This is a genomic window from Labrys sp. ALF-8 (assembly GCF_059699065.1).
In genome coordinates this window covers 727982-754419 of record NZ_AP048537.1, presented here as the reverse complement: position 1 = coordinate 754419, position 26438 = coordinate 727982, and the positions used below count along the sequence as shown (strand labels likewise).

Annotated in this window: 21 protein-coding genes; 15 read left to right on the top strand and 6 right to left on the bottom strand. The window is 62.8% G+C overall.

Annotated elements, in window-relative coordinates; all coding sequences use genetic code 11:
* Positions 1-6: 6 nt before the first annotated feature.
* The 10 genes from AC6H34_RS03475 (at position 7) to AC6H34_RS03430 (ending at position 13166) form a co-directional block, all read left to right on the top strand.
* The gene (locus tag AC6H34_RS03475) at positions 7-918 is read left to right on the top strand and encodes a hypothetical protein (protein WP_497537911.1); all 912 of its coding nucleotides are present in this window, start codon (positions 7-9) and stop codon (positions 916-918) included.
* 3 nt (positions 919-921) lie between these two features.
* The gene (locus tag AC6H34_RS03470; RefSeq protein ID WP_497537910.1) at positions 922-2835 is read left to right on the top strand and encodes an acyltransferase family protein; all 1914 of its coding nucleotides are present in this window, start codon (positions 922-924) and stop codon (positions 2833-2835) included.
* Positions 2836-2872: 37 nt separating this feature from the next.
* Positions 2873-4339 (top strand): MOP flippase family protein, encoded by a 1467-nt coding sequence (locus tag AC6H34_RS03465; protein ID WP_448146133.1) that lies wholly within the window; start codon positions 2873-2875, stop codon positions 4337-4339.
* Between the two features lie 46 nt (positions 4340-4385).
* On the top strand, positions 4386-5792 hold the full coding sequence (locus AC6H34_RS03460) for an O-antigen ligase family protein (RefSeq protein WP_448146134.1): 1407 nt from the start codon (positions 4386-4388) through the stop codon (positions 5790-5792).
* A gap of 36 nt (positions 5793-5828) precedes the next feature.
* On the top strand, positions 5829-6926 hold the full coding sequence (locus tag AC6H34_RS03455; RefSeq protein WP_497537909.1) for an endo-1,4-beta-xylanase: 1098 nt from the start codon (positions 5829-5831) through the stop codon (positions 6924-6926).
* 91 nt (positions 6927-7017) lie between these two features.
* Positions 7018-7986, top strand: a complete 969-nt coding sequence (locus AC6H34_RS03450) for a glycosyltransferase family protein (protein WP_497537908.1) — start codon at positions 7018-7020, stop codon at positions 7984-7986.
* A gap of 36 nt (positions 7987-8022) precedes the next feature.
* Positions 8023-8949 (top strand): glycosyltransferase family 2 protein, encoded by a 927-nt coding sequence (locus AC6H34_RS03445; protein ID WP_448146137.1) that lies wholly within the window; start codon positions 8023-8025, stop codon positions 8947-8949.
* A gap of 135 nt (positions 8950-9084) precedes the next feature.
* Positions 9085-10020, top strand: a complete 936-nt coding sequence (locus AC6H34_RS03440; RefSeq protein WP_448146138.1) for a glycosyltransferase family 2 protein — start codon at positions 9085-9087, stop codon at positions 10018-10020.
* Positions 10017-11114, top strand: coding sequence for an endo-1,4-beta-xylanase (locus AC6H34_RS03435; protein ID WP_497537907.1), 1098 nt, complete (start codon positions 10017-10019; stop codon positions 11112-11114). The genes AC6H34_RS03440 and AC6H34_RS03435 overlap by 4 nt, the downstream gene beginning before the upstream one ends.
* 87 nt (positions 11115-11201) lie before the next feature.
* Positions 11202-13166, top strand: coding sequence for an acyltransferase family protein (locus tag AC6H34_RS03430; protein ID WP_497537906.1), 1965 nt, complete (start codon positions 11202-11204; stop codon positions 13164-13166).
* A gap of 54 nt (positions 13167-13220) precedes the next feature.
* Here the strand turns inward: AC6H34_RS03430 and AC6H34_RS03425 are convergent, their stop codons facing one another.
* Positions 13221-14570: a UDP-glucose dehydrogenase family protein gene (locus tag AC6H34_RS03425; RefSeq protein WP_448146141.1), complete on the bottom strand. Its 1350-nt coding sequence runs from the start codon at positions 14568-14570 to the stop codon at positions 13221-13223.
* Positions 14571-15058: 488 nt separating this feature from the next.
* Between AC6H34_RS03425 and AC6H34_RS03420 the strand changes: the two genes are divergently transcribed.
* From AC6H34_RS03420 to galE, 3 genes are all read left to right on the top strand, one after another.
* Entirely contained in the window at positions 15059-15676 is a 618-nt protein-coding gene (locus AC6H34_RS03420) for a hypothetical protein (RefSeq protein ID WP_497537905.1), read from the top strand.
* Between the two features lie 53 nt (positions 15677-15729).
* On the top strand, positions 15730-18015 hold the full coding sequence (locus AC6H34_RS03415; RefSeq protein WP_497537904.1) for a Wzz/FepE/Etk N-terminal domain-containing protein: 2286 nt from the start codon (positions 15730-15732) through the stop codon (positions 18013-18015).
* Between the two features lie 274 nt (positions 18016-18289).
* Entirely contained in the window at positions 18290-19303 is a 1014-nt protein-coding gene (gene galE / locus AC6H34_RS03410; protein ID WP_448146144.1) for a UDP-glucose 4-epimerase GalE, read from the top strand.
* Positions 19304-19384: 81 nt separating this feature from the next.
* Here the strand turns inward: galE and AC6H34_RS03405 are convergent, their stop codons facing one another.
* The 3 genes from AC6H34_RS03405 to AC6H34_RS03395 are packed head-to-tail and all read right to left on the bottom strand — an operon-like array spanning position 19385 to position 22624.
* The gene (locus AC6H34_RS03405; RefSeq protein WP_497537903.1) at positions 19385-20950 is read right to left on the bottom strand and encodes a DHA2 family efflux MFS transporter permease subunit; all 1566 of its coding nucleotides are present in this window, start codon (positions 20948-20950) and stop codon (positions 19385-19387) included.
* Between the two features lie 16 nt (positions 20951-20966).
* Positions 20967-22058, bottom strand: a complete 1092-nt coding sequence (locus AC6H34_RS03400) for an HlyD family secretion protein (RefSeq protein WP_497537902.1) — start codon at positions 22056-22058, stop codon at positions 20967-20969.
* Positions 22055-22624, bottom strand: coding sequence for a winged helix-turn-helix transcriptional regulator (locus AC6H34_RS03395; RefSeq protein ID WP_448146146.1), 570 nt, complete (start codon positions 22622-22624; stop codon positions 22055-22057). Before AC6H34_RS03395 ends, AC6H34_RS03400 begins: the two co-directional genes overlap by 4 nt.
* 122 nt (positions 22625-22746) lie before the next feature.
* On the opposite strand from AC6H34_RS03395, the gene AC6H34_RS03390 reads away from it, so the two are divergent.
* Positions 22747-22971, top strand: coding sequence for a hypothetical protein (locus AC6H34_RS03390; protein WP_448146147.1), 225 nt, complete (start codon positions 22747-22749; stop codon positions 22969-22971).
* A gap of 86 nt (positions 22972-23057) precedes the next feature.
* On the opposite strand, the gene AC6H34_RS03385 is transcribed toward AC6H34_RS03390, so the two are convergent.
* The gene (locus AC6H34_RS03385) at positions 23058-24134 is read right to left on the bottom strand and encodes a tartrate dehydrogenase (RefSeq protein ID WP_497537901.1); all 1077 of its coding nucleotides are present in this window, start codon (positions 24132-24134) and stop codon (positions 23058-23060) included.
* Positions 24135-24386: 252 nt separating this feature from the next.
* Between AC6H34_RS03385 and AC6H34_RS03380 the strand changes: the two genes are divergently transcribed.
* Positions 24387-25082: a class I SAM-dependent methyltransferase gene (locus AC6H34_RS03380; RefSeq protein ID WP_497537900.1), complete on the top strand. Its 696-nt coding sequence runs from the start codon at positions 24387-24389 to the stop codon at positions 25080-25082.
* A 31-nt stretch (positions 25083-25113) separates the two neighbouring features.
* On the opposite strand, the gene AC6H34_RS03375 is transcribed toward AC6H34_RS03380, so the two are convergent.
* A complete protein-coding gene (locus tag AC6H34_RS03375; RefSeq protein ID WP_497537899.1) occupies positions 25114-26076 on the bottom strand; it encodes a GNAT family N-acetyltransferase in 963 nt (320 codons plus the stop codon).
* Positions 26077-26438 lie beyond the last annotated feature (362 nt).

Below are 26438 nucleotides of genomic sequence, written 5' to 3'. Positions count from 1 at the left end.
GACCGCGTGCGTAGAGCAATCGAAGCCGCCAAGCAGCTTATGCGGGACGTCCTGTCCGAAGCGACAGGGCTCTGGGTGTCGCTGCGCTGGCAGTTCCGCCGTGGACGGCAAGGCAAGCCGAGCGGTCTCGGCCATCCCCTCGTTCTCTCGCTGACGTCCTACCCGCCGCGGTTTCCCACCCTGGCGATGACGCTCAAGAGCCTGCTGATGCAGAGCATGCGGCCTGACCATGTCGAACTCTGGGTCGCGGAGAAGGACCTGGATGTTCTCCCGAAGGCGGTGCTGGATCTGCGCGCCCATGGTCTGTCGATCCGCACTTGCAAGGATACGAAATCCTACAAGAAGATCATTCCTGCCCTGGCGGCGCATCCGGATGCCGCGATCGTGACCGCCGACGATGACGCCTATTACTGGCCGACCTGGCTCGAGCAACTCGTCGATGCCTACGACCCGTCCGTCTGGGAGGTGCTCTGCCACCGCGGCCATCGCATCACCTTGCGTGGCGACGGGATGCCGGCACCGTACCGGACCTGGGAATTCGACACCGCGGACGCTTCCTCCTCTCTTTCGACCTTCCCGACAGGACTCGGTGGCGTGTTCTACCGGCCCGGCATCCTTCCTGCCCAGGTGATGCGCGAGGATCTCTTCCGGCTGTACTGCCCGACCGGGGACGACATCTGGCTCTACTGGATGGCCGCCCTCAACGGGGCGCGGTTTCGCAAGGTGGGTCCGGTTCGCCGGTTCGTCCTCTGGCGGGGAGGGCAGGAGGTCGCTCTCTACAACCAGAACGTCGTCGGCGAGGACGGCAACGACATCCAGATCGCCGCGATGCTCGGGGCCTATGGCTTTCCCCCCGTCTCGGCCGGCGAAGAAGAGACCGCCGGCTCGTCGCCGCGCGTCGCAGCCTATCCGGATTGATCGATGACAGTTTCTGCCTCAAGCCATCGCAACGATATCGACGGGCTGCGCGCCGTGGCCGTGGTTTCGGTGGTGCTTTTCCACTGCGGCTTCGCGCGCTACTTCCCCGGCGGCTTTGTCGGTGTCGACATCTTCTTCGTGATATCGGGCTTCCTGATAACCGGCATCGTGGCGGCGGATATCGAGAAGGGGCGTTTCAGCCTGGTCGATTTCTACAACAGGCGGGTGCGGCGCATCTTCCCGGCGCTGTTCACCGTCTATGCCTTCGTGCTGGCCGCTTCCTTCCTGATCCTGATGCCGTCGGAAGTATCGGCGGTCATCCGCAACACGATATCCTCCCTGCTCTTCGTCTCGAATGTGAACTTCTACTCCCAGGCGAGCTATTTCGACACCAGCAGCGACTTCAACGCGCTGCTCCACACCTGGTCCCTGTCGGTGGAGGAGCAGTTCTACGTCTTCTTCCCGCTGGCACTCTACGCGCTGCGCAAGCTGCCCAGGAGAACGGTGCTGATCATCCTCGGCGTGGTGGCTGCGGTCAGCTTCGTCGCATCGGCCTTCATGGTGCAGCAGGACGCCTCGGCCGCATTCTACCTCGTCCAGTATCGCACCTGGGAGCTCCTGGCCGGTTCCCTGCTGGCACTTGGGGTCGTTCCGGCCGTTTCCTCGCGGCTGTTATCGAACATCCTCGCCGTGCTTGGGGTGGCCCTGGTCGCCGGCAGCGTCCTTCTCCTCAACAACACCTCGCCCTTTCCGGGGCTCGGGGCCTTGCCGGTATGCCTGGGTACCTGCCTGCTCATCCATTCCGGCTCCTCGTCGCAGACCATCGTCGGCAGGCTTCTCAGCCTGGCGCCGGTGCGTTTCGTCGGCCTGATCTCCTATTCTCTATATCTCTGGCACTGGCCGGTATGGGTGTTCGGAAACCAGGTTCACGAGGCGCATGACGTCGTGGGGCGGCTGGGCTACATCGCCTTGAGCTTCGTCCTGGCGGCGCTGTCCTGGAAATTCATCGAGGCACCGTTCCGGACCAAGCCCTACCGCACCGGCCCCATCCGTACGCTGGGCTATGCCAGCCTCGGCATGGTCACGGTGCTGATTGCGTCCCTCCTCGTGCCGCCGGCGGCTTCGGCCTACTGGCGCGTTCCTCCGCAGGTCGAGGAAGTGGCCTCCTTCGCGAACTACGACGCCAACAAGAGTTATCGTACCGGCCAGTGCTTCCTGACCTCGGAGTTCAACAAGTTCTCGATGTTCAGGCAGGATACGTGCCTCGCGCTGTCCGACAGCAAGCCGAACTATCTCCTGGTGGGCGACAGCCACGCGGCTCACATGTATCCGGGGATGCTTGCGGTCGGGAAGGACGTCAACATCCTCCAGGCCGCCGCATCGGGCTGCAAACCGATCTTCGACACGCATGGCGACAAGCGCTGTACCGATCTGGTCAAATTCGTCTTTGACGAGTTCCTGCCGCGCCATCGCGTCGATACGGTCGTGTTTTCGGCGCTTTGGGTGGACTCGGACCTGCCCGGCCTGCTGCGCGAAATCGGGCAGGCCAAGCAATATGCGCGGCGCGTGGTCGTCCTCGGCCCGATCGTCCAGTACGACATTGCGCTGCCCCGCGTGCTGGCCAAGAGCCTTTACGAAAAGGACGAGGCCATCGTTGCCGCCCATCGCCGTGACGCCGTCCCTCAGACCGACAGGCTCTTTGCCGGCGCCGTTCCCAAGGCCGGGGCCGACTACATCTCCGTCTACGACGCCGTTTGCCCGGCGGGCCGGTGCACGCTCTGGACCGGCGACAACAAGCCTATCCAGTTCGACTACGGGCACCTGACGCCGGAAGGCTCGGAACTGGTGATCTCACGCATCGCCTCTTTCCTGTTCGACCCCGGTCGATCGGGGGCACAGACGACGGCCCGGAACTGACGCCCCGCTTGGTGGCCATCTTACTGCAAGGAACAACATGACGATCCGCAATGCTGCCTTTTCGGCGATACGGTGGACGAGCATGGCCATGCTCGGCCGGGCTGTCATTGCCTTCGCGCAGATCGTGACGCTGTCGCGTATTCTCGACCCGGCCGATTTCCGGCTCGTCGCCATCGCCGTCACCATCGTCGGTATCGGCATCGTGTTCACCGACATGGGCATTTCCAATGCGCTCATCCGTTTCCGCGATGTCACGAAGGAAGAGCTCAACAGCCTTTTCTGGCTCAATGTCTTCATGGGCGGGCTGGTCACGCTGGTCGTGGCGGCGGGAAGCCCCCTCATCGCGGCGTTCTACGGCGACAGCCGGCTGATTCCCCTGGTGCTGGTCGCCAGTACGGTGTTCTTCGTCACCTCGCTCGGCCAGCAGCAAAGGGCGATGGCGGAGAAGAACCTGCGCTTCGACGTGCTCTTCAGGATCGACATGATCTCAGCCGTCGCAGGCTTCGCGCTCGCGGTTGCCTCGGCACTGCTCGGCTTCGGCGCCATGTCGATCGTCGCCGGCAACCTCGTCAATGTCGCCGGCGTCACCATCCTGTCATGGCTGCTGCTTGCCGATGGCTGGCGTCCTGCCTTTTCCTTCAGCTGGCAGGCGGCCAGGCGCTTTATCGAGTTCGGCCTGAACGTCGTCGCCATTTCGATGTTCAACGCGGTGGCGCTCAACGGCGACATTATACTGGGCGGGCGCCTGATCACCGGTTCGGCGCTCGGCTACTACTTCCAGCCCCGCGACATCTGCATGCGTATCATGCTGGTGGTGAACCCGATCGTCACGCGGGTGAGCTTTCCGCTGCTCGCCTCCGTCTCTCATGACAAGCAGAGGGTGAAGACGGTCTATCTCAAGGCGCTTAAGATGACGGCGTCGGTCAATTTCCCGATCTATGCCTTCCTGGCCGTGTTCGGCCCCGAGGTCGTGGCGATCGCGCTCGGTCCGAAATGGGCCGCCTCCGGCCCGATCATGCGCGTCCTCGCCATCTGGTGCGCGGTCCGTTCGGTCGGCAATCCCGTGGGCAGCCTCCTCTTCGCCACCGGAGAAACCAAGCGCGCGACATATTCCGCGCTTGGCGTCGCGATCGCGGTCTTTGTCTTCGTCTATCTGGGGGCTCCGTTCGGTATCCTCGGCATACCGGTCTCGCTCACCGTGCTCTACTCGATCCTGGTCCCGGTCTTCTGGGCCACGCTCGTGCGGCCGGCCTGCGGTGCAGGCTTCGCCGAGTACCACCAGGTTCTGCTGCTGCCGGCGATCACGACGCTCTGTGCGGCGCTCAGCGGGTTGGCCGTCCTCCATTTCGTCGAGGCGCCGCTGCTTCGCCTGATCGTCGGCGGGGTGGTCGGTACCGCCACCTATCTCGCCTGCAGCTGGTTCATCAACCGCGAATGGCTCCTGTCGATGGCCGAACTCCTCATGGTCGGCCAGCTCCGCCAGGCCAAGGCGGTCGCCAATTGAGGCACCCGGACACTCCCAGGCCGCAAGGACAGAGTGGAAATCTAGCATGACATTCGCAGACGTCGTCAGCCTGCCCCAAAGGGCAGGCAGGTCTACCATCAAGGGGATGCAGCTCTCGCAATGGATCTGCGCCGCGGTTCTCTTCGGTTGCATGACCCTCATTCTGGTGAAGATCACCTATCTGGCCGCCGCTCCGGCCAGCGATCCCGACCAGAACGTGGCGGCCCTGCTCGAGGCCGCAGACGGCGATGACTCGAAGAAGTTCTTCTACATCCTGTTCTTCACCAGCGTGTTCATGTTCTCGGGCTGGCAGAAGATGTTCGATTCCATCTCCATTCCCTACCGCCTGGCGGCGGGATGGAGCATCCTGAGCTGCCTGTGGGCCATCGATCCCGGCATTTCCATCCGCCGCTCCCTGTCGATGGTGATGATCCTGCTCGTCATCGGCAGCAGCGTGCGGATTCTCGGGCCGAAGCGGACATTGCAGGTCGTCTACTGGTTCATGGCCATCGTTCTGGTTACCTCATTCGTGGCGGTGGTCGGTGCGATGGCCGGCATTACGGTCTTCTCCTTCGCCCTTCATCCCGCGGATGAGGTCGACACGTCGCTGATCGGAGCCTGGCGCGGGGTGATGATGCACAAGAACGTCGCCGGCGCGGTCATGACCCATGCCTCGGTGGTCTTCCTGCACTTTGCCCTGAACCGGAAAAGCAAGATCGACTGGCTGCTCTTCATCGGGTCGATCATCTTCCTGGTCGGCACCAAGTCGAAGACTTCGCTTGCGCTCGACGGTTTCATCCTCGGGGTGGGCCTGTTGTATCGCATGGCCGCTCAAAAGCGCGGATTGAAGCTGTTCTTCGCCTCGGTGCTCTGCTTCCTGGGGGCAGGGGCCGTGATCTGCTTCGCCTTGTGGGACCAGATCACGATCTTCTTCAGCGATCCGGCCAACATCTCCGGCCGCGTGGCGATCTGGACATCGCTGCTGACCTATATCAAGGGCCATCTGTGGCTGGGATCAGGCTACGGCTCGTTCTGGGCGATCGGCTACAATTCCCCGATCTATGCCATCGCGATCGAGCCTTTCGTCTATGGCGTCGGCCATTCGCACAGCGGATACTTCGAGATTCTCGTGACCTGCGGCATCGTCGGACTGGTGCTGGCCCTCTACGCGCTGGTCTTCTGGCCTTTCTACCGTTTTCTCTCGATCGAGCCGCGCGATGCCAGCCTCGGCGCGCTCTGCATGTCGCTCTGGCTGTTCGGCGTCCTCCAGAACTTTACTGAAAGCCAGTTCTTCGCGGCCGACAAGCAAAGCTGGATGTTCGTGGTGATCGCCATCTGTCTCGTTCAGAACGTGGCCGTGGACCGCGAACGAGAACGCAAGAGGCGCCGTGAGCTGCCGCGATGGCTCATGCCGCAAAGCCGGCCGATGCTTCCCGCGCGCGAGCGCGTGTGATGGCCCCGACCTGAAGAAATCCACAGGAGCGGATATATGCTGAATATGGATCGTCGGACTTTCCTGGCCATGTCGGCCGCTCTCTGCGCGTCTCCGGCCTGGAGCGCGCAGTCGGGCGGCGATGGGCTGAGGGTCCGTGCAGCGCGCAATCATCGCCTCTACGGTACCTCCGTGGACAGCCGTAATCTCAAGGCCGACCCTCGCTTTGCCCAGGCCGTGGCGGCCGAGGCGGGCATCCTGGTGGCCGAGAGCGAGACCAAGCGCAAGGCGATGGAGCCGGCCAAGGGCCAGTATTACTTCGGCGGCACGGATGCCATCCTCAATTTCGCCCACAGCAATACCCAGCTGATGCGCGGCCATACCATGGTCTGGCACGAGGCCAATCCGGCCTGGCTCGAAGCGGAACTGCCGGTTTCCAAGGACGAGCGCCTGCTGACGGACTACATCGCCAAGGTAGGCACCCGCTACAAAGGGCAATTCCAGTCCTGGGATGTGGTCAACGAGGCGATTGAGCCGAAAGACGGCCACCCGCTCGGGCTGCGCACCAACTCGATCTGGTACGAGGCCTTCGGCGAAAGCTACATCGAGACCGCCTTCCATGCCGCGAGAGAGGCCGACCCGAAGACGCCGCTGTTCTACAACGAGACGAACCTGGAGGGCGACGATGCCTGGTTCGAACCCCGCAGGATCGCGACGCTGAAGCTCATCGAAAGGCTTCTTGCCCGCAACGTGCCCCTGCAGGGCTTCGGCTTGCAGAGCCACCTCAAGGCCTTCCGCTCGAAATATTCCGAAGCCGTCATTTCCAAGTTTCTCGACGAGGTAGCGGCTTTCGGCCTGCCCATTCTCATCACCGAGTTCGACGTAGCCGATATTCGCGGCCCTTCCGACCCGGCCCAGCGCGACACGGCGGTCGCCGATCTCACCCGGATGTTCCTCGACGTTGCCTTTTCCAAGAAGGCCGTGCTGGGCTGCATCACCTGGGGCCTGACGGACAAATATTCGTGGCTGTCGGTGACGCCCGCCTACAAATGGTCGGACGGCCAGCTGTCACGCGGGCTGCCGCTCGACGGCGATTTCAACCGCAAGCCGATGTGGACCGCCATGGCATCGTGCTTCGACAAGAGTCAGGCCTGACCGGGCCGGCCGTCCTCCCGCACAAACCGAAATCGCGGCGGTACCCGAACAGTCCGCCGCTTAACATGCCTTCAATCGGAGAGAGGTTCGCATGTCGCAAGGCCTTATGACGATCGCATACGGACCGAAGAAATATATCCGCATGGCGCGGGCTCTGGCTCTTTCCTACCGTCGCCTCCATCCCACGCTGCCCATGGCCATCGTGACGGACAAGGCCAACGCCGCCGAGATGTCCGCCTATTTCGACCAGGTCATTCCCTACAATCCGGCGTACGGCTCCGGCGTGGTGCAGAAGCTGCACGCCGATCTCTACTCGCCCTATGACGAGACGCTGTTCGTCGATTCCGACTGCATCTTCTACAAGTCCCCGGAGCGGCTCTGGAATCTCTACGCCGGCAAGCCCTTCAGCGTCCGCGGCTGGCGCTATCTGACGGGCAAGTCCGACTATGAACGGCAAAATCCCTATGAATGGGTGCGCAACACCTCGGATTTCCTGCGCCGCAACGGCATTGCGAGGCTGCCCCATTTCAACAGCGGCGTCTTCTTCTTCACCAAGGAGCCCCTTGCGGCCAAGCTGTTCGAAGAGGCTCGCACCGTCTACGAGAAGCGGGACAGCCTCGGTTTCGTAAGCTTCAAGAACGCCCCGATTGCCGACGAACCGGCCTTTGCGGTGGCAATGGAGCATTGCGGCATCGAGATGGACCCCTGGGACAGCAACAACGGCATGCAGACGGCCATCAACATGCAGAGCGGCCACTCGATCAACGTGCTCAAGGGACTGGCCCGCTTCCGCAAGAGCAATGTCGAATCCGATCCCGTTCTCGTCCACTACAACGTCAACGCCCAGTATTCCCTCATCTACAATCGTGAGGTCTGCCGGCTGGAATTCGAGAATGCCCGGTTCGGTTCGCTGCATACTGCCGTCGCCCTCACCACGCGGATGACCAGCGCGATCGGCGAGCGTACCCGCTCCCTCGTCCTGCGCCTGCCCTCCCGCGTGAAGGAGAAGGGCATCGGCGGCATCGTCGGCACCTTGCGCAGGCGCCTTGCCAGCACCTGAGACCACTGCGGTTCTATTGCGACGGAGTTTATAGTCATGGCCAGCGGGCCCGAATTTTCAGTCGTCATTCCAACCTATAACCGGGCAGGCGTCATCAGGCGCACGCTCGATTCCGTGCTTGCGCAGACCTTCGACGATTTCGAGGTCGTCGTTGTCGACGACGGTTCCAAGGATGACCTCGCCAGCGTCATCGCCACTTTCGAGGACCCCCGTATCCGCTACGTCTGGCAGGAAAACGGCGGCGGCGGTGCGGCCCGGAACCGGGGGATCGACGAGGCGCGCGGACGTTACGTGGCCTTTCTGGACTCCGACGACGTCTTCCTGCCGGATCACCTGTCGGTCATGCACCAGCTTCTTGGTGGGCGCGCCGATGTCGTCGCCTACGCTCAGGTGATCGTGGACCGGCAGAGCGGCAAGACATTCCTGAAGCCGCCGCGCGCCATCGGCGAGAAAGAGGACATGGCAGAATATCTGTGCTGCTCGCGCGGCTTCGTGCAGACGAGCACGCTCGTTGTCCCCACGCCGCTCGCCAGGCAGGTGCGCTATCGCGACAAGATGCCGTTCGGCCAGGATACGGATTTTGCCATCCGCCTTGCGAGCGAGGGTTGCCGGTTCACCATGGCGCCCCAGCCGGGTGCGATCTGGAACGACGCCTTCGATCCTCGCCGCGTCTCGGCCGCGCGGAAGGGAGCGCTGCTGCTGCCCTGGATCGAGGAGATGCGGCCGATCATCTCCAGAAAGGCCTATTACGGCTATCGAGGCTGGCACATTGCAAAGGGGGTGGCGAAGACCAGCAAGACACAGGCGCTGAAGCTCTATCTGACGGCGCTCATGCACCTTTGTTATACGCCGGCACTCGCAGGCGTTATTTTCTTCCAGATATTCGTGCCGGACGGCCTTTATCGTCGCTTTTCCGATGTCGTCGTCCAGCTCACAGGTACCCGTAAGAAGCAGCAAGCTTGATCCGGAGGGGGAGGCAGGTTTGAAGGCTCATATCTCTGAAGCCCGATCTCACGCTGAAGCGAACCAAATGCCCGCGCGCATTCAGCAATCATATCCAGTCCGTACCGACGGAGAAACAATGTCGGACGGTGCACCATGAAGCCGTTCTTTTCGGTCGTCATTCCGGTCTACAACCGCGCGCGCGTCATTCGCGATGCGGTTGAATCGGTATTGCAGCAATCCTTCCAGGATTTCGAGATCATCGTCGTGGACGACGGCTCCGTCGACAATTCCAGCGCCCGCGTCGCCGCCATGGCGGACGGGCGCGTGCGGCTTGTCGTCCAGCACAACAGCGGGGCGAGCGCGGCCCGCAATCGCGGCATCGACCTGGCGAGGGGGCGCTTCGTCGCCTTCCTCGATTCCGACGATGTGTTCCTGCCCCACCACCTGGAGGTGATGGCCCGGCTCCTGCGCGGTTCCCAGGACCTGATCGCCTATGCGCCCGTCAGGGCCTATCGGGGTCCGCAGGGCTATCTGATCAAGCCGCATCGTGCCGTCCGAAAGGGCGAGACGATGGCCAGCTACCTCATGTGCGAACGCGGCTTCGTGCAGACGAGCGGCCTCGTGGTGCCGACGGAGGCGGCGCGCAAGGTGCGCTACCGCGAGGATGTGCGCTACGGTGACGACACGGACTTCGCCATCCGGCTCGAACTCGCCGGCTATACCTTCGTGATGGCGGATCAGCCGGGTGTCGTCTGGTACGACGGTCCGGATCCCGGCCGTCTCTCGAATACCAGGCTCGAGAGCGGCGACCTGCAGTGGCTCTACGACCTCAAGCCCTTCATCTCCCGCCAGGCCTATCTGGGCTATCGCGGCTGGCATGTGGCGAAGGGGCTGTTCAAGACCAGGCCTTTCGCCGCACTGGGGCTCTATCTCGCCGCTCTCACCAGCGGCTCCTACGGACTGCGCCTCGCCATGGTGGTGCTGGCGCAGATCGTCGTGCCCGGCCGCATCTATCGGGATGGGGCCGACGTAGTCGTCGCGATCCGCAGTTGGCGGCGCTCGACTGTCGGAACGGAGAAATCGGCATGACTGAACTAACCAGACGCGCCCTGCTTGCCGCCGGCCTCGGGCTGACAGCCTCGACCTGGCTGGAACCAGCGGCGGCCGATGTTCCCTCTCTGGCCAACGACGCCTCGGCCAAGGGGCTGCTCTACGGCTGTGCCGTGGGCAGCGACAGGATCGCCGCCGATCGCTCCTTCGCCGCGCTCGTCGCCGCCCAGGTGGGCATCATCGTGCCTGAATGGGAACTGAAGCGCGAATTCGTCCAGCGCGTCGAGGGGCAATATGATTTCGGTGGCGGCGACGACCTCTATACCTTTGCGGTCAGGCATGGCTTGAAGATGCGCGGCCATACGCTGGTATGGTACTACGGCACGCCGCCGTGGCTCGAGCAGAAACTGCAGGATCAACGTTCGGAGAGCCTGCTTACCGACATGATCACGCGCTCCTGCAGGCACTATCGGGGCCGGCTGCATTCCTGGGATGTCCTCAACGAGGTGGTCGAGCCGCCGGAGGGCCATCCGGATGGTTTGCGCGTGAAGTCTCCCTGGTACCAGGCTTTCGGCGAAGACTACATGGCTATTGCCCTCCACGCAGCCAGGGAGGCAGATCCCAACACGCTGCTTTTCTATGGCGACTATGATGTGGAGATGGATGCGCCTTGGCAGGAGAGAAGGCGGACGGCCGTTCTCAAGGTCCTCGAGCGCCTGAAGAAGCAGAACGCTCCCATCGATGCCTTCGGCGTGCAGGGGCACCTCAAGCCCTACAAGGCGAAGTTCGACGAGGACCTCTACGCCCGCTTCCTGCGCGATGTCGCCGGCTTCGGGCTGAAGATCATGGTCACCGAGTTCGATGTTGCCGACAGAGGCGGCCCCACCGACATCGCCGCGCGGGACGCGGACGTTGCGGCGATCACGCGCAGCTTCATGGACGTCTCGTTGGCCAGCCCCGCCATGCTGGGCGTGCTGACCTGGGGCCTGTCGGACCGCTACTCCTGGCTGTCCAACTATCCGGACTACAAGTGGCCGGACGGGCAACTCTCCCGTGGCCTGCCCTTCGATGGCGATCTGAAACCCAAGCCGATGCGCCAGGCGATGGCGCAGGCCTTCGCGGCCAAGGCCTGATCCGGAGGCACGGCGGTCGCCGATCGCCGCTCCGATCTCAACCCTGCATTCGCGCATCACCCTGGCGAGGAGGCCGAGCACGATATAATGACGGATCTGGCAGAACATCGCGGTTACGCCGCCGCCGGCAAGGCAGGCGCCAGGACTCAGGCTCCGGCTGGTGCCGTCGCGGGGCATCGCCTCGACATCGACGGCATGCGCGCACTGGCGATCGTGCCCGTGCTGTTTTTTCATCTCGGCAGCGAGGTGCTGAAGGGCGGCTATATCGGCGTCGACGTGTTCTTCGTCATTTCGGGATTTCTCATCACCGGCATCCTGCAGTCGGAAATCCAGGCGGGGACGTTCTCCCTGCTCAATTTCTATGACCGTCGCATCCGGCGCATCTTTCCCGCGCTGCTCGCGGTGCTCCTTGTTTCCACCATCCTCGCGGTCGCGCTGCTGCTGCCACCCGATATCCTCGATTTCTCGAAGAGCGGCCTGGCGGCCGCGCTGTTCTCTTCCAACTTCTACTTCATGTCAGCGACGGACTATTTCAACGTCGCGGCCGACAGCAACCCGCTGCTCCATACCTGGTCGCTGGCTGTCGAGGAGCAGTATTACATCGTGTTCCCGCTCCTTCTCTGGGCGCTCGGCAGAGCCGGCCGGCCATGGACCCTGGCGGTTACCATCCTCCTCGCGCTGGCCTCCTTCGTGCTCTCGGTGATCTTCGTCCGCTCCCACCAGGTCGCCGCGTTCTACATGGCGCCGACCCGCGCGTGGGAGCTTCTCGTCGGCGCCCTGCTTGCCCTCGGCGCCGTGCCGAAGATCGAGTGGGTCTGGCTGCGGGAGGCGCTCGCCGGCCTCGGGCTCGCCCTGATCGTTGCCGGGTGCCTGGTCTTCTACAAGAACATGCCGTTCCCCGGCGAGCGTGCGCTGGTGCCGTGCATCGGTGCCGCGCTGCTGATACACGCCGGTACGTCGGGTTCGACGGTCGTTGGGCGCATCCTGTCGCTGCGACCGCTCGTCTTCATCGGCCTCATTTCCTATTCGCTCTATCTGTGGCACTGGCCGATCATCATCTTCTTCCGCATCTGGTCCGCCAGGCCGATCGGTCCGGGCGAAGGCGCCCTGCTGCTCGCGCTCAGCCTGGCCGCGGCGGTCCTCTCCTGGCGTTTCATCGAGCAACCCTTCCAGCGCAGGGCGGTGGCCGCCTCGCCGTCGACCCTTCGCCTTTCGGCGGCCGGCGGTGTGGCCGGCCTGGTTGCGCTCTGGCTGGGCCTCCTCGCTTCCGGCGGCCTCGCACGCGCCTTTCCAGCCCAGGTCGTGACGCTCGCCAACTACGTCCACTACGAGGATGAGGCCGTCTATCGCCGCGGTACCTGCTTCCTCGATTCGCATGCCAACGCGCTCGCCGATTTCGACGCGGACACCTGTCTTGCCCGCCAGGCGGGCAAGCCTGCGATGCTTCTGGTCGGCGACAGCCATGCCGCCCATCTGTGGCGCGGCCTCGCCGACCAGCTGCCTGGAACGTCCGTTCTCCAGATCACCGCCTCGGGCTGCAAACCGGTGCTGGGAGGACGGGGCCATCCCACCTGCCTGGCCCTGATGCAGCGCGGCCTGGAGGAGGAGACGGCCAAGGGCGGTCTCGATTCAGTCATCCTGTCGGCGCGCTGGGAAGCCGAGGATGTGCCGCTGCTGGTGGCGACGGTCGATCGCCTCGCGACGCGAGTGCCTCGTATCTATGTATCCGGCCCGATCGTCGAATATCACGATGCCCTGCCGCGCGTGCTGGCCCATGCGGCCCTGGACAAGTCTCCCAGCCTCATGCTGAGCCAGCGTAGCGACGAGCCGTCCCGCGTCGACGCGATGCTCAGGACCGCTCTCGCCGGTCGTGGCAACGTGACGTATCTCTCGCCTTATCAGACCCTGTGCCCGCAACCGGCGCAGGCCTGCCGGACGACCGTCGGCGGCGATGTCCCGGTGCAATGGGATTATGGCCACCTCACCGCCGCGGGCGCCGATTTCCTGGTCGGGCGCTGGCGGGAAGAAGGTGCACTCACCGAGCGACAATAAAAAAGGCGGGACGGCATAACCGTCCCGCCCTATTGATCGAGGGGAAGCCCGATCTCATGCCGCCGACTGGCGGTCGGGCTTGTCGGAGGGAATTTCCTCTCCGGGACGTCCCACGCAGGAATAGGCGAAGCCATGGCGCGCGACCTCTTCGCGGCGGTAGATGTTCCTGAGATCCACCAGCACCGGTGCTGCCATGACACCGCGGAGACGTTCGAAGTCGAGGGCCCGGAACATGTTCCATTCGGTCACGATGACGAGAGCTTCCGCCCTCTCGGCGCATTCATACGGGTTCTGGGTGAACACCACGCCGTCGAGAACCGAGGAGGCATGCTTCATGCCCTCGGGATCGTAGATCCTGACGCGGGCTCCATTGTCCTGAAGCGCCTGGATGATGGACAGGGCAGGGGCTTCGCGGATGTCGTCGGTGTTCGGCTTGAAGGCGATGCCGAGCACTGCGATCGTCTTGCCGCGAATGTCGCCGCCGCAAGCAGCAACGACCTTCCGGGCCATCGCCCGCTTGCGTTGATCGTTGATGGCGACGGTGGTCTCGATCAGGCGAACCGGGGTACCGGCGTCCTGGGCGGTCTTGGCGAGGGCCAGCGTGTCCTTGGGAAAGCAGGACCCGCCGTAGCCTGGGCCGGCGTTGAGGAATTTCGGACCGATGCGCTTGTCGAAGCCGATGCCGCGGGCGACGTCCTGGACATTGGCGCCCACCTGTTCGCAGAGATCGGCGATCTCGTTGATGAAGGCCACCTTCATGGCGAGGAAGCCGTTGGCGGCGTATTTGATCAGTTCCGAGGCCCGGCGCGAGGTGAAGACCAGTGGCGCCTGGTTGAGGCTCAGGGGACGATAGACCTGGGACATCACCTCGCGGGCTCTTTCGTCCTCTGTGCCGATGACGATGCGGTCCGGGCGACGGAAATCGTCGATGGCGGCGCCTTCGCGCAGGAATTCGGGGTTGGAGACCACGGCGAAGTCGGCGTCCGGGTTGGTTTCGCGAATGATCCGCTCGACTTCGTCGCCTGTGCCTACCGGCACGGTGGACTTGGTGACGACGACGGTGAAACCGCTGATTGCCGCTGCGATCTCGCGAGAGGCGGCATAGACATAGCTCAGGTCTGCATGTCCGTCGCCGCGGCGCGACGGCGTGCCGACGGCAACGAATACGACATCGGACTTGGATACGGCGGCCGCGATCTCGGAGGAGAAGGTCAATCGTCCCGAGGCGACGTTCTCCTCGACCAGCGTGTCCAGGCCAGGTTCGTAGATCGGTATCTCGCCCGCCCGCAGTCTTGCGACCTTGAGCTCGTCCTTGTCGACACAGATGACGTTATGTCCGAAATCCGCGAACGAGGCGCCGGACACGAGCCCGACATATCCAGATCCAACCATGCATATCCGCATCGCTTACTCCTGCGTTCTTTTTCCTAGGTATTGAAGGCGGTGATTTTTTGATCGATCTGGAAAAAATCAGTAATTTTCGCCAGATCTCATTTCTATCATCGTTCAATTGAAGAAACATTATCTCTTATGGCGCGAGACGTCTAGTATGTTTTTGCGATGCAGCATAAATGGTGATTGTCTCGAAATGAGATAAAACCTTGCCATTTGGATTATTAAGTCGCATAAATTGCCAAATTTTTGCCGCTAATTGGTAGGAATTGGTATTTATGCGTTTATGGCGGAGCTTTGTCATTCTCTACACCATTACATTGATATACTGATATTTGCACTTGGTAATGCTTTTTATCTTGCGGTGCAGCAAGGCATCTGAGATGATGGTGTGCTGCAAGAGGACTGCGAGCCAGTCCGGCATTTTCCGATCGTCTCGGCGGGCAGGCAGCCTGTTGGCTGCCAGATTGCCGCAACACTGAAAGGAAACGACGCTGCTCGTGACAAGCGCTCCTCGATATTCGAAGGCCTGTACCGCCGGGCGGGAGAGCGGCGCCTGCCGGTACCGTTGGGCCGCGGTCGCCGCACTCCTGGCGTGCATGCCGCTGGCCTCAGGCAGAGCGATGGCCGCTTGCGAGCCGCAGGAAGGGCCGCGCTTCACGCCCACCATTGCCGATCATTTCATCCAGGATCCCACCAAGGTGCTTGGGCGCGATACCACCGAATATGGGTTGAGCGTCTTCACCATGCAGTTCGCGGCAGGGCGCCCCCGTGATCTCGATGTCTTCAGGAAATTGCTCATGAGCGCGGACAGGCGCCAGCGGGGCGCCATCGGGCTTGGACTGGCACGGGCAACGATCTTCTGCCGACTCGCAGACAATGCCGTCTCCGAACGGATCCAGAAATGGGTCGCGAGACTGCCCATGCACGATGTCGTTGCTTCCTACCAGCAGGCCCTGTCCCTCAGCGATGACTCGGACACCTCCCAGCCGGTCGGGATGGAGGCGCCCAAGGTCGAGGACCGTTTCGGAGCCGGGCTGGATCTCATGCCCAAGCCTGGCCCCACGGGCGTGGGGAACCTCGACATACCCGATCCAACGCGTCTGCCGGGAGATTGATCATCCCGGCCGCATCGAGACTTTTCGCTTCTAGAACCGGAAAAGAAAGTAACATGCTCACTCGAAATGGTTCACTGCCGATCCCGATGGACAGCCCCTTCGGCCCCGAAGAGCAGTCATCGATCAGCTTCGGCAACCTTTTCAATGCGCTACGCCGGCGCTGGCTGTTCATTCTGGTTTGCGCCTTCATCGGCGTTGCCCTGGCCGGCACCTATATCGTGCTGGCGACGCCGATGTTTACCGCCACCTCGAGCATCCTGCTCGATACGCGTATGAACCAGTTCCTGCAGAAGCAGGACATCATCGCCGATTCCTCGGTCGACAGTTCGTTCGTCGACAGCCAGGTCGAGCTGCTGAACTCGGAGAGCATCGCGCTGTCCGTCATCCAGAAGCTCGGCCTCGACAAGGACAGGGAGTTCGTCGGTCCCCCTGTCAGCGCTTTCGGCATCCTGATGTGGCAGGCAAACAAGGCCTTCACCAATCTGAAGCAGGCGTTCGGCCTCGGTTCGGACAGTGCCAACAGCCTTGATGACACGCCCCAGCGGATCGCCGTGGAGACCTTCTCCAAGCGTCTCACCGCCAAGCGCGTCGGCATGACCTACGTCATCGACATCAGTTTCGCATCCGAAGACCCGGACAAGTCTGCCCGCATCGCCAATGCTGTGGCCGGGGCCTATATCGACCAGGGCCTGAACTCCAAGATCGACTCCACCCGCCGCGCAGCTGGCTGGCTGCAGGATCGCCTCAAGGAGTTGAAGACGCAGGCCGCGCAGGCGGATGCCGCCGTGCAGAAGTTCAAGAGCGAGAGCAACATCATCGATACCGGGCGCGGTCTGATGAACCAGCAGCAGCTTGCCGACCTGAACAGCCAGCTCGTCGTGACCAAGACTGCGACGGCCGAGGCCAAGGCGCGTCTCGACCGCATCCAGCATGTGGAGGGCAATTCGCTGCTCGACGGCACGGTGACCGATGCGCTCAACAACAGCGTCATCACGCGGCTCCGGGCCCAATATCTCGACCTGTCGGCCCAGGAGGCCAGCCTTTCGCAACGGCTGGGCCCCAATCACCAGGCAGCCGTGAAGCTTCGCGAACAGATGACCGAACTGCGCAACTCCATCGCCAATGAGGTGCAGCGCATCGCGGCCGCCTATGCCAGCGACTACGCCATCGCCAACGCGCGCCAGAAATCCCTGGAGGACAGCTTGGCGGCGCTGGTCGACGAAACCGACACCAGCAACATCGCTCAGGTCAAGCTGCGCGACCTCGAAAGCACGGCCGATACCTATCGCACGCTGTATGACAGCTATCTCCAGAAGTTCCAGGAATCGATCCAGCAGCAGAGCGCTCCGGTCACGGATACCCGCATCATCACGCTGGCGACGCCGCCCCTGTTCAAGAGTTCGCCGAAGACCGTGCTCTTCATCGCCGCCGGGCTGTTGCTAGGCCTGTTCGCCGGCGCCGGTTCGACGCTTGCCCGCGAATTGTCGGCCGACGTCTTCCGCAGCTCCGACGAAGTGGAGCGCAGCACGGGGTTCGAGTGCCTGGGGACCGCGCCGACCGTGAGGATCGGTCGCAAGAGCCGCTTGCGCCGGCTGGAGGACGGACGCCGGCGCGGCGGCAGTCGCAAGGCGCTTGCCGCCGCCACGGTCTGCGAGAACGTGCTGGACGAGCCTTTCTCACGCTTCAGCGAGGCGCTGCGCAACGTCAAGGTGTCGATCGATGGCATCCGCCTGACACGCGACGTAAGGGTTATCGGCATCGTTTCGGCCGTTCCGGGCGAAGGCAAGACCACCATCGCCGGCAACCTGGCAAGCCTCGTGGCTAGCACTGGTCACCGGACGCTCCTGATCGATGCCGACCTCCATCGCCGGGCGGTGACGTCTGCGCTGGCATGGGACGCGGATGGCGGCGGGCTCATGGAGGCCCTCATCGATCCGGCCCGCCTTGGCCAACTCGTCCATACGCGGAGCAGTTCCGGTCTCGACGTGTTGCCCTGCGTGACGGAGAGGCGTCCGGTGAATGCGGCCGAGATTCTCGGTTCGGTCCAGATGAATCGCCTGCTGACGGAGGCGCGCGGCGTCTATGACTATGTCTTCATCGACTTCGCGGCGCTCATGCCCGTCGTCGACGCGAAGGCCGCCGCCCATCTGGTGGATGGCTTCGTCTATGTCGCGGAATGGGGAGCGAGCAGCCGCAAGCTCGTCCTCGAAGCGCTTTCGAGCTCCGACGTCATCCGCGAGAGGCTCATCGGCATCCTGCTGAACAGGGCCGAACCATCGGCCCTGCGGCACAGCGAGGGTTATCGCGGGCGGGCGTTCCAGGCTTATTACACGAGCTAGGAGCGTTTTGTATTTTGACGGAATCGGCAGAACGCAAAAGGACGCGTCGAAAAACAAAGAGCTGGAGAAAAGCGGCGTTTCTACCTAAACGCGCTTTGCTCTAGGAGCGGTCCGGGGCGATGAGCCGGCGTCGGCAGAAAGGATGCGACGGTTATCCCTATGGGGTGTTTGATTTCCTACAGAATCGAAGGCGATATTGTAGGATGAAAAATGGAAAGCGATGGCGGCGGCGGGTGGCCGCTTGCATCGGAGGTTCAAGAGGTGAGGGTGGCGCGTGAATATCCTGGTAACGGGGGGCGCTGGTTACATCGGCAGTCTGACTTGCGTGTCGTTGATCGAGGGGGGATACACGCCGGTCATTCTCGATAATCTGTCAAACAGCAAGTTGGCGGTGATCGACGCTATAGGTGCACTTACTGGCGTAAAGCCGGAGTGCCATATCGGCGACATCAACGACATTGCGCTGATGGTCGAACTGCTCCGCAGTCGCAAGATCGAGGCCGTGATCCATTTTGCGGGGAAGAAGGCCGTGGCCGAGTCCGTGGCCAAGCCGCTGGACTATTATCGCAACAACGTCACGGGAACGCTGAACCTCCTGGCCGCGATGCAGGAGGCCGGCGTGCGCGATTTCATTTTCTCCTCCTCGGCCACTGTCTATGGCGAGCCGGAGCGCATGCCGGTGACCGAGAACAGTCCCCGCTCAGCCGCCAATCCCTATGGCCGCACCAAGCTCATGATCGAGCACATCCTGGAAGACCTGGCGAAGTCCGACTCCAGCTGGTCGCTGACGATCCTGCGCTATTTCAATCCGGTGGGTGCTCATCCAAGCGGGACGCTCGGCGAGGACTCGCGCGGCGTGCCCAACAACCTGATGCCCTACCTGGCGCAGGTCGCGGTGGGGCGGCGCGACTATCTGCCGATCTTCGGCGGTGACTATCCTACCCCCGACGGTACGGCGGTGCGCGATTACGTGCATGTCGTGGACGTGGCGGAGGGGCATGTCGCGGCCCTGCGCACCCATAAGGGCGGGCCAGGTATCCATACCTACAACCTCGGCACTGGCCAGGGGCGCAGCGTGCTCGAACTGTTCACCGCTTTCAGCCGCGCCTGCGGCAAGAACCTTCCGTCCCGGCTCGTGGAGCGCCGCCCTGGCGACATCGCCGCTGTATGGGCGGAGATCAGCAAGGCCGAAAGGCAGCTCAACTGGCGTGCGCGCCGCTCCCTCGAGGAGATGTGCAGCGACACCTGGCGCTGGCAGTCGTCCAATCCCGACGGCTATCCGGCCTGACGCCCCAAATCCGATTTCGCATCCCAAGGCGGGCCCGATCCCAGGATCGGGCCCGTTCCGTTTTTCTGAACGCGTTTTGCTTCAATGAGCGTCGGGGGGCGGAGTTCGCGGCGCGGCGACGTTGCGCATTAGCGGAACCAGCAGGGTGGCGATCACGAAGGCCACCATGATGGCCCGAAAGGCATCAGCGTAGGCAAGCGTCGAGGCTTCGCGATAGGCGAGCTGCCACAACTGCTTCAGGGCGGCGACGTGGCCGTCCTGCGCGGCTCCCGGCACAGTGCGATATCGGTCGGCCACCTCGTCGACGAGCCGTATCATGGCGCCGTTCGCCGGCGTGAGATTCGAGGCGACCGACAGGAAATGGAAGTTGGTGCGCACGTTGAGGATGGCCCCGCAGGCGGCTATGCCGACGGCGCCGCCGAGATTGCGCATCATGTTGAAAAGGCCGCTGGCATATTTCAGCCGCTCCGGCGGCAGGCTGCCGAGACCGAGCGTGACGCTCGGCGCCACGGCGAAGACCTGCGGGAGGCCGCGCAGGATCTGGGGGAGAAACAACTCGTCCCCACCCCACTCATGCGTGATGAAGCTGTAGCTCCACATCGCGGCGCCGAAGGAGGCGAGACCCGCCATCATCAGCCAGCGGGTATCGAACTTCCGGGCGAGGACGATGTAGGCGGGGACGCCGACCAGCGAGGCGGCGCCGGTCGAGAAGATCGCGACACCGGTCTGCCAGGCGCTGAAGCCGCGCACATAGCCAAGAAACAGCGGCGTCAGGTAGATGGTCGCGAATATACCTATCCCGGTGATGAAGGAGAGGATGCAGCCGATCAGGAAATTTCGGTTGGTGAGGGCCCGCAGGTCGACGACGGGCCGGGCGAAGGTCAGGCTTCGGGCGACGAACAGGACGCCCGATATGGCGGCGACCCAGGTGCAGATGCGGATCGTCTCGTCGTCGAACCAGTTCCAGCGCGTGCCCTCCTCCAGGACATATTCGAGCGTACCCAGGAAGACCGCCATGAGGGCGATGCCCGGGTAGTCCGCCTCCTGCAGCAGCTGCAGGTTTGGCTCGTCGATCCGCACCAGCGCAGGGATGAGCAGCGTGATGGCGAGACCGGGCAGCAGATTGACGTAGAACAGCCAGTGCCAGTTCAGCGTATCCGTGATCCAGCCGCCTATTACCGGCCCGAGCGTCGGTGCGACGGAGGCGATCGTGCCGATTACGGCGGCGGAATAGACGCGGCGCGGGCCCTGGAAATAGTGAAAGGAAGAAGTGAACACCGTCGGTATCATCGAGGCGCCGAGCAGGCCCTGCAGCGCGCGGAACACGATCATGCTCTGGATGTTCCAGGCGAGGCCGCACAAGAGGCTCGCCACGGTGAAACCGGCCGCTGAGGCCATGAACAGCCAGCGCGTCGAGAAGACCCGGGTGAGCCAGCCCGATAGCGGGATCATGATGATCTCCGCGATGAGATAGGCGGTCTGAACCCAGCTGATCTGGTCCTGCGCCGCGGAAAGCCCGCCGCCGATATCCTGGAGCGACGAGGCCACGATCTGGATGTCCAGCAAGGCGATGAACATGCCCACGCACATCACCACGAAGGGGATGAGACTCCTGATCCAGTTCGACGAAGATGTCTCGCTCGACAAGGCCGGTCCCTGCTTCCTACTGCGTACGCGTGTCGACGGTCACTGTCGTCGACAGGCCCGGGCGCAGCGGCACGGCGGCACCCGAGCTGTGGTCGATGGCGATGCGCACGGGCACCCGCTGCACGATCTTCGTGAAGTTGCCGGTGGCGTTCTCCGGCGGAATTACGCTGAAGACGGCTCCCGTCGCGGGTGCGAGGGAGAGGACGTGGCCGTGCAGGACCTTGCCGGGCGCAACATCGGCGGTGATGGTCGCCTTCTGGCCGGGCTTCACGTCCTCCAGCTGGTCCTCCTTGAAGTTGGCGTCGATCCAAAGGTCGCCGGAGGGAATGACGGTGAGGAGGTAGCTGCCATCGGCCACATAGGAGCCGACCTGCGCTGCTCGATTGCCGATGAAGCCATCGATGGGAGAGCGTATCTCCGTGTAGCCGAGATTGAGTCGGGCCGTTTCGAGATCTGCCTTCGCTCCGGCGACGGTCGCTTCGGCTTCCGCGATCTCCGTGTTCAGCACGGCAAGCTGCTGGTTGGCGGCGGTGAGACCCGCCGTTGAAGCATCGATGGCTGCCTGTGCCTGCTGGTCGGCCGCCAGGGCCTTCTGCGCCGTCTGCTCGGAGCCGGTGTTGGAACTCGCCAGCACCTGATAGCGCTTGGCATCCTGTGCGGTGAATATGGCGGCCGCCTTCTTGGCGGCGAGATCGGCCTCCGCCTGCCGGATCGTCGAGAGCTGCAGGGTATATTTTGCGCGCAGGTTCTCGAGCGTCGCTTCCTGCTGCTTCAAGCTGGCGGCCGCCCTGTCGAGAGCCGCCTGGAACGTCCGCTCGTCGATGCGGACGAGGAGCTGGCCGCTGCTGACGTGCTGGTTGTCGCTGACGAGGATTTCCGCGACGTGGCCGGAGACCCGCGGAGAGAGCGGCGTCGCGTTCCCGCCGACATAGGCATCATCGGTGGATACCAGCCAGCGCCCGTTCTGCCACCAATCATAGCCGTACCAGCCACCGGCACCGATGGCCGTGGCGATGGCCAGGAAGACGAGCGGCTTGCGGGAACGCTTTCTGGACTTGAGGGCCGCTGCGCCCGCCGTCACCTCGGCTTCGGTCACGGCCTTGTTCATGACGATGCCTCGGGGCCGTGATCCTGCTCGGCCAGCGGCCGCAGGGGCGTGCCTGGGCCGGCCGATGAATGACGGTAGCGCGAACGCGTGCGCTCGGTTGCCGCCGGTCCGGCGACGACCTCGAATGTGGCGGGTGTCATGGGCTTGCCGCTCGCGCGATCCACCATGATGGGATCGGCCCAAATACCCGTTTCGCGATCGGCAAGAACGACACTGGTGCCCTCGGGCGCGAAATGTTTGTTGCCCCAGTTGATCAGGCTCCACAGCACCGGGCGGAAATCGAGACCCCGCTCAGTGACGACATATTCATAGCGGACCGGACGCTCGCTGTAGCGACGTCGCTCCAGCAGGCCGGACTCCACCAGCGCGTTCAGGCGCCGCGTAAGCATGTTCGGCGCGATGTCGAGGCTTTTCTGGAACTCGTCGAAGCGGGTCAGCCCCCTCATGGCATCCCGCAGGATCAGGATGCTCCACCACTCCCCCACGCGTTCGAGGCTGCGGGCTATCGGGCACTGCATGGATTGGAAGCTCTTGCGCTGCACCTTCGCCTCTCGCATTACTTGCATAATGATAGTCTCTATAAACGAGTAACTATCATTATGCAAGTAACTGGCGCCTGGCGATGACGCCCCGAAGCGGATCGGGAGCAAGTCCCCCGTTGCGTCGGCCCTCTTTGTAGGGCACCAGAATGGTTGGCCAGGGCGGGCTGGAACTTCTGCAGGGACGATCCGTCATGCCAGCCGACAAGAACAGGCCACCTGACTCCAGTGATCGCGCGACCGTTGCCGCATTGATCTTCGTGATCGTGCTGGTCGCGGTTTGCGTCTGGGTCTTCAGCGAACTCAAGAGCAGGAACGACGAGCTCAACTGCGTCGTGTCGGGACGGACCAATTGCGCGCCGCCGTCACAATGAAGGGCGCTGGGTTGTCAGCGCCATCCGGCCCTTTGTCGAACCTCGCTGGCAACGGATTCACATTTCGATCAGGATGCTCTGCCGTTTCAGCTGTTTTCGCCCCTGACCGCGGCGATCACCGCGTCGGTCACCGCAGCCGTATCCGCCGTGCCACCAAGGTCGGGACTTAGCGCCTCGCCGCGGGCGGTCACGATCTCGATAGCCGACATCAACCGCCGGGCAGCGGTCCTCTCCCCGAGATGGTCGAGCAGGAGGCTGGCGGTCCAGAACGAACCCAGAGGGTTTGCGATGCCCTTGCCCATGATATCGAAAGCCGAGCCGTGGATGGGTTCGAACATGGAAGGGCGGCGGCGAGTGGGATCGATATTGGCGGTCGAGCCGATGCCGAGCGAACCGCCCAGTGCCGCGGCGAGATCGGAAAGAATGTCGGCATGCAGGTTGGTGGCCAATACCGTGTCGATCGTACCGGGCTTGTTGACCATGCGCTGCGTCATGGCGTCCACCAGCATCCAGTCGACCGTCAGCGCCGGGTAGTCCTCCATCACCTCGCGGATCACGTTGTCCCACAGCACCATGCCGTGGCGCTGCGCGTTGGATTTGGTGACCACCGTGAGGAGCTTGCGCGGCCGCGACATGGCCAGGTCGCAGGCAAAGCGGGCAATGCGCTCGATGCCGGTGCGGGTGAACACGGCAACATCCATGCCTACCTCGATCGGCAAGCCGCGATGAGCCCGGCCGCCGACGCCGGCATATTCGCCTTCGGAATTCTCCCGTACGATCACCCAGTTGATCTTTTCGCCGAGCTCGGGACGTAGCGGACCCTTCAGCCCCGGCAGCAGGCGGGTAGGCCGCACATTGGCATATTGATCGAAGCCTTGGCATATGGCGAGCCGCAGGCCCCATAGCGTGATGTCGTCGGGCAGGTCGGGATCGCCGACGGCGCCGAAATAGATGGCGTCGAAGTCCTGAATCTGCGCCAGACCGTCCGGCGGCATCATGCGGCCATTGCGGCGGTAATAGTCCGAGCCCCAGTCGAACCGGTTGAAATCGAAGGCGAGGCCGTGTTCGACGCCTGCGAGCGCGTCGAGCACCCGAAGGCCAGCCTCGACCACTTCCGTGCCGATGCCGTCGCCTCCGATGACTGCGATCTTGTGCGACGGCATCGGCGTATTCCTCCTGTTGCTGCGGCCTCCCGGGAATTGCCCGACCACCGCACTCTTTCTTCCGAAATGTAGAACGCAATCAATTATTTGATCCAGCGAGGAAACCATCGATCGGTGGTTGAAGTTGTAATTTCATCGTCGCGCGGGTTGCAAAACGGTTGCCGCCCTTGCACCCTTCATAGATAATCCAGCGGATTCCGATGCACTTCAAAGACGGCGGAAAGACCTGTCCGAAATCAAGGGGGATAGCCTTTGAATATCGAATTGGCACGGCAAGAGCAGCGAAGTTCCGCTGAACCGTCGACCGCGCGCACCTACTATCGATGGGCTCGCTTCTACGATCTTATCTTCGACTGGCCCTTCTATCCGGGTCGCCTTGCGGCGGCCAGGGCAGTTGCGAAGACGTTGCCTGCCAATGGCAGGGTCCTGGTCGCGGGTGTCGGTACGGGCCTGGAACTCGGTTTGCTGCCCCGTGGCAGCAGGGTCACCGGTGTCGACCTCGCGCGCCCCATGCTGGATCTCGCCCGCGCGCGTGTTGCCCATAAGAGGCTCGATCACGTCAAGTCTCTGCGCGTCATGGATGCCGGGGCCCTCGAATTCGAGGATGCGAGCTTCGATGTCGTGCTGGCGCCCTATCTTCTCAGCGTGACGACCGAGCCCGGTGTCGTGCTCGACGACATGTGGCGAGTGACGAGGCCTGGTGGCGAGATGATCATTCTCGGTCATTTCTCAGCCGAGCAGGGGCTGCGCTCCAATCTCGAAAAGAGGCTGGCCGGTGCGGGCGCCTGGCTGGGCTGGAGGCCCTATTTCCCCTACGCCGTGATCGGCGACTGGATGAACGACCATCCGGCGGCGGCTATCGTCGAGGAACGACAGATTGCGCCTTTTCGCCTCTTCACCCTGCTGCGGATCCGCAAGGCGGCCCCCGCCGCGGAGCCGGTGTCGTGAGGCTGGCGTATCCCCGCAACTCCCGAACGCGTCAGAGGAAGCGATTCGAGAGTTCGGGATTGACGCGGCGGATCTTGCGCAGGGCTTTGTAAAAGGGGCTGGACTTCATCACGATATAGCGCGGCGACACCGTGCCGCCGAACCCCGCATACAGCAGGATCGAGCCGGCATTGGCCACGCCGTCGAAATCGAAGACGAGGCCCATCGAGGCTGCGCTTTTCATCGCGTGCCAGATCAGCAACGGAATGGCTCCATTGCTGCTGTCGGCGGATCGCGTCGAGAGCATGTAGTAGCACAGCCTTGCATCCCACACGCAGAAGATCGCCGCCTTGGGATCCCCGCTCTTGTCCTTCGCTACCCAGAAATGGCCCCGCCCCCGGTCGAGAGCCTGGGTGGCTACCTCCCCGCAGGTGGCCAGGTCGATATTGGCATCCTCGCCTTTCGCGCCGAGATTGGCGGCATAGAAGCGCAGGAAGGACTCCGGATCCATCGTGTTTGACACGCGATAGCTTTCCTGCGCACGCCGGATCACGTTTCGCGTCTTGTCCCGCATTGCCTTCCAGATGACATCATGAGCGGCGGGATGGATCTCGAAGGTAAACTGAACCGTGACGTCGAAATCCTCAGCCTGGAAGGCGAGGACGTCCTTCATGTCCCGGTGAAGCTTCTGACGGAAGGAGGAGAAAGGCGGCAACTTTCGTATGAGTTCGCGCGTGATCGCCTGGCGCTTTACGAAGCGATTGGGTTCGCTGCCGGAGCCGTCGTTGATCCCAGGTCCCAGGAAGTGGGTGAGGGTCGGCATGTTGCTGCGATGCAGCCCGAATCTGGTTTCCTTGACAAAGGGCAGGCGACCCACGGTCCGCCCGCCTTCGCGCACCTCGACGACCTCCGCTCGACCTCCGGTGGCGGCACTAAGCCACCAGGGTTCGTGAAATATCGTCGGTACCAGGGGATCAATGGGTACAGGTGGCTCGATGCCAATATCGTTTGGCAATCCACCGCTGCTGTGCGCTCTATCTAGCAATGACGGAAGCCTTGAATAATTAAGCAAATTGTGAATAGCGTCACAATATCGAGTACGAATAAATAAATACTGTTTTTCTCTTCACGCAGTCAAGAATCGAATTGATCCAGCCGGGGATCAGATGGATTGATCCCAGGGTGAGGGTTCTCCTTTCGGCGACCAACAAAAGGAGGTGGCGGCTCAAAAGTGTTAGTGGGGTCCATTGGAGAGGAATCCGGCCGTTCGGCAGGCGAAGGGTACTCATTCGTCATATATTGCATTTACCAATGTATAGTACCGGATAGGTCATGCCTGATGGCCCTTTTCATCACGAAGTTCCATATCCCGGCCTG

What these genes read in the sequence shown, in the direction of transcription:
- AC6H34_RS03395 (WP_448146146.1), bottom strand. Translation starts at nt 22,624, where the DNA reads ATGCAAGTAATGCGAGAGGCGAAGGTGCAGCGCAAGAGCTTCCAATCC.
- AC6H34_RS03455 (WP_497537909.1), top strand. Translation starts at nt 5,829, where the DNA reads ATGCTGAATATGGATCGTCGGACTTTCCTGGCCATGTCGGCCGCTCTC.
- AC6H34_RS03445 (WP_448146137.1), top strand. Translation starts at nt 8,023, where the DNA reads ATGGCCAGCGGGCCCGAATTTTCAGTCGTCATTCCAACCTATAACCGG.
- AC6H34_RS03390 (WP_448146147.1), top strand. Translation starts at nt 22,747, where the DNA reads ATGGTTGGCCAGGGCGGGCTGGAACTTCTGCAGGGACGATCCGTCATG.
- AC6H34_RS03435 (WP_497537907.1), top strand. Translation starts at nt 10,017, where the DNA reads ATGACTGAACTAACCAGACGCGCCCTGCTTGCCGCCGGCCTCGGGCTG.
- AC6H34_RS03440 (WP_448146138.1), top strand. Translation starts at nt 9,085, where the DNA reads ATGAAGCCGTTCTTTTCGGTCGTCATTCCGGTCTACAACCGCGCGCGC.
- AC6H34_RS03430 (WP_497537906.1), top strand. Translation starts at nt 11,202, where the DNA reads ATGACGGATCTGGCAGAACATCGCGGTTACGCCGCCGCCGGCAAGGCA.
- AC6H34_RS03460 (WP_448146134.1), top strand. Translation starts at nt 4,386, where the DNA reads ATGACATTCGCAGACGTCGTCAGCCTGCCCCAAAGGGCAGGCAGGTCT.
- AC6H34_RS03400 (WP_497537902.1), bottom strand. Translation starts at nt 22,058, where the DNA reads ATGAACAAGGCCGTGACCGAAGCCGAGGTGACGGCGGGCGCAGCGGCC.
- AC6H34_RS03450 (WP_497537908.1), top strand. Translation starts at nt 7,018, where the DNA reads ATGTCGCAAGGCCTTATGACGATCGCATACGGACCGAAGAAATATATC.
- AC6H34_RS03465 (WP_448146133.1), top strand. Translation starts at nt 2,873, where the DNA reads ATGACGATCCGCAATGCTGCCTTTTCGGCGATACGGTGGACGAGCATG.
- AC6H34_RS03470 (WP_497537910.1), top strand. Translation starts at nt 922, where the DNA reads ATGACAGTTTCTGCCTCAAGCCATCGCAACGATATCGACGGGCTGCGC.
- AC6H34_RS03385 (WP_497537901.1), bottom strand. Translation starts at nt 24,134, where the DNA reads ATGCCGTCGCACAAGATCGCAGTCATCGGAGGCGACGGCATCGGCACG.
- AC6H34_RS03415 (WP_497537904.1), top strand. Translation starts at nt 15,730, where the DNA reads ATGCTCACTCGAAATGGTTCACTGCCGATCCCGATGGACAGCCCCTTC.
- AC6H34_RS03425 (WP_448146141.1), bottom strand. Translation starts at nt 14,570, where the DNA reads ATGCGGATATGCATGGTTGGATCTGGATATGTCGGGCTCGTGTCCGGC.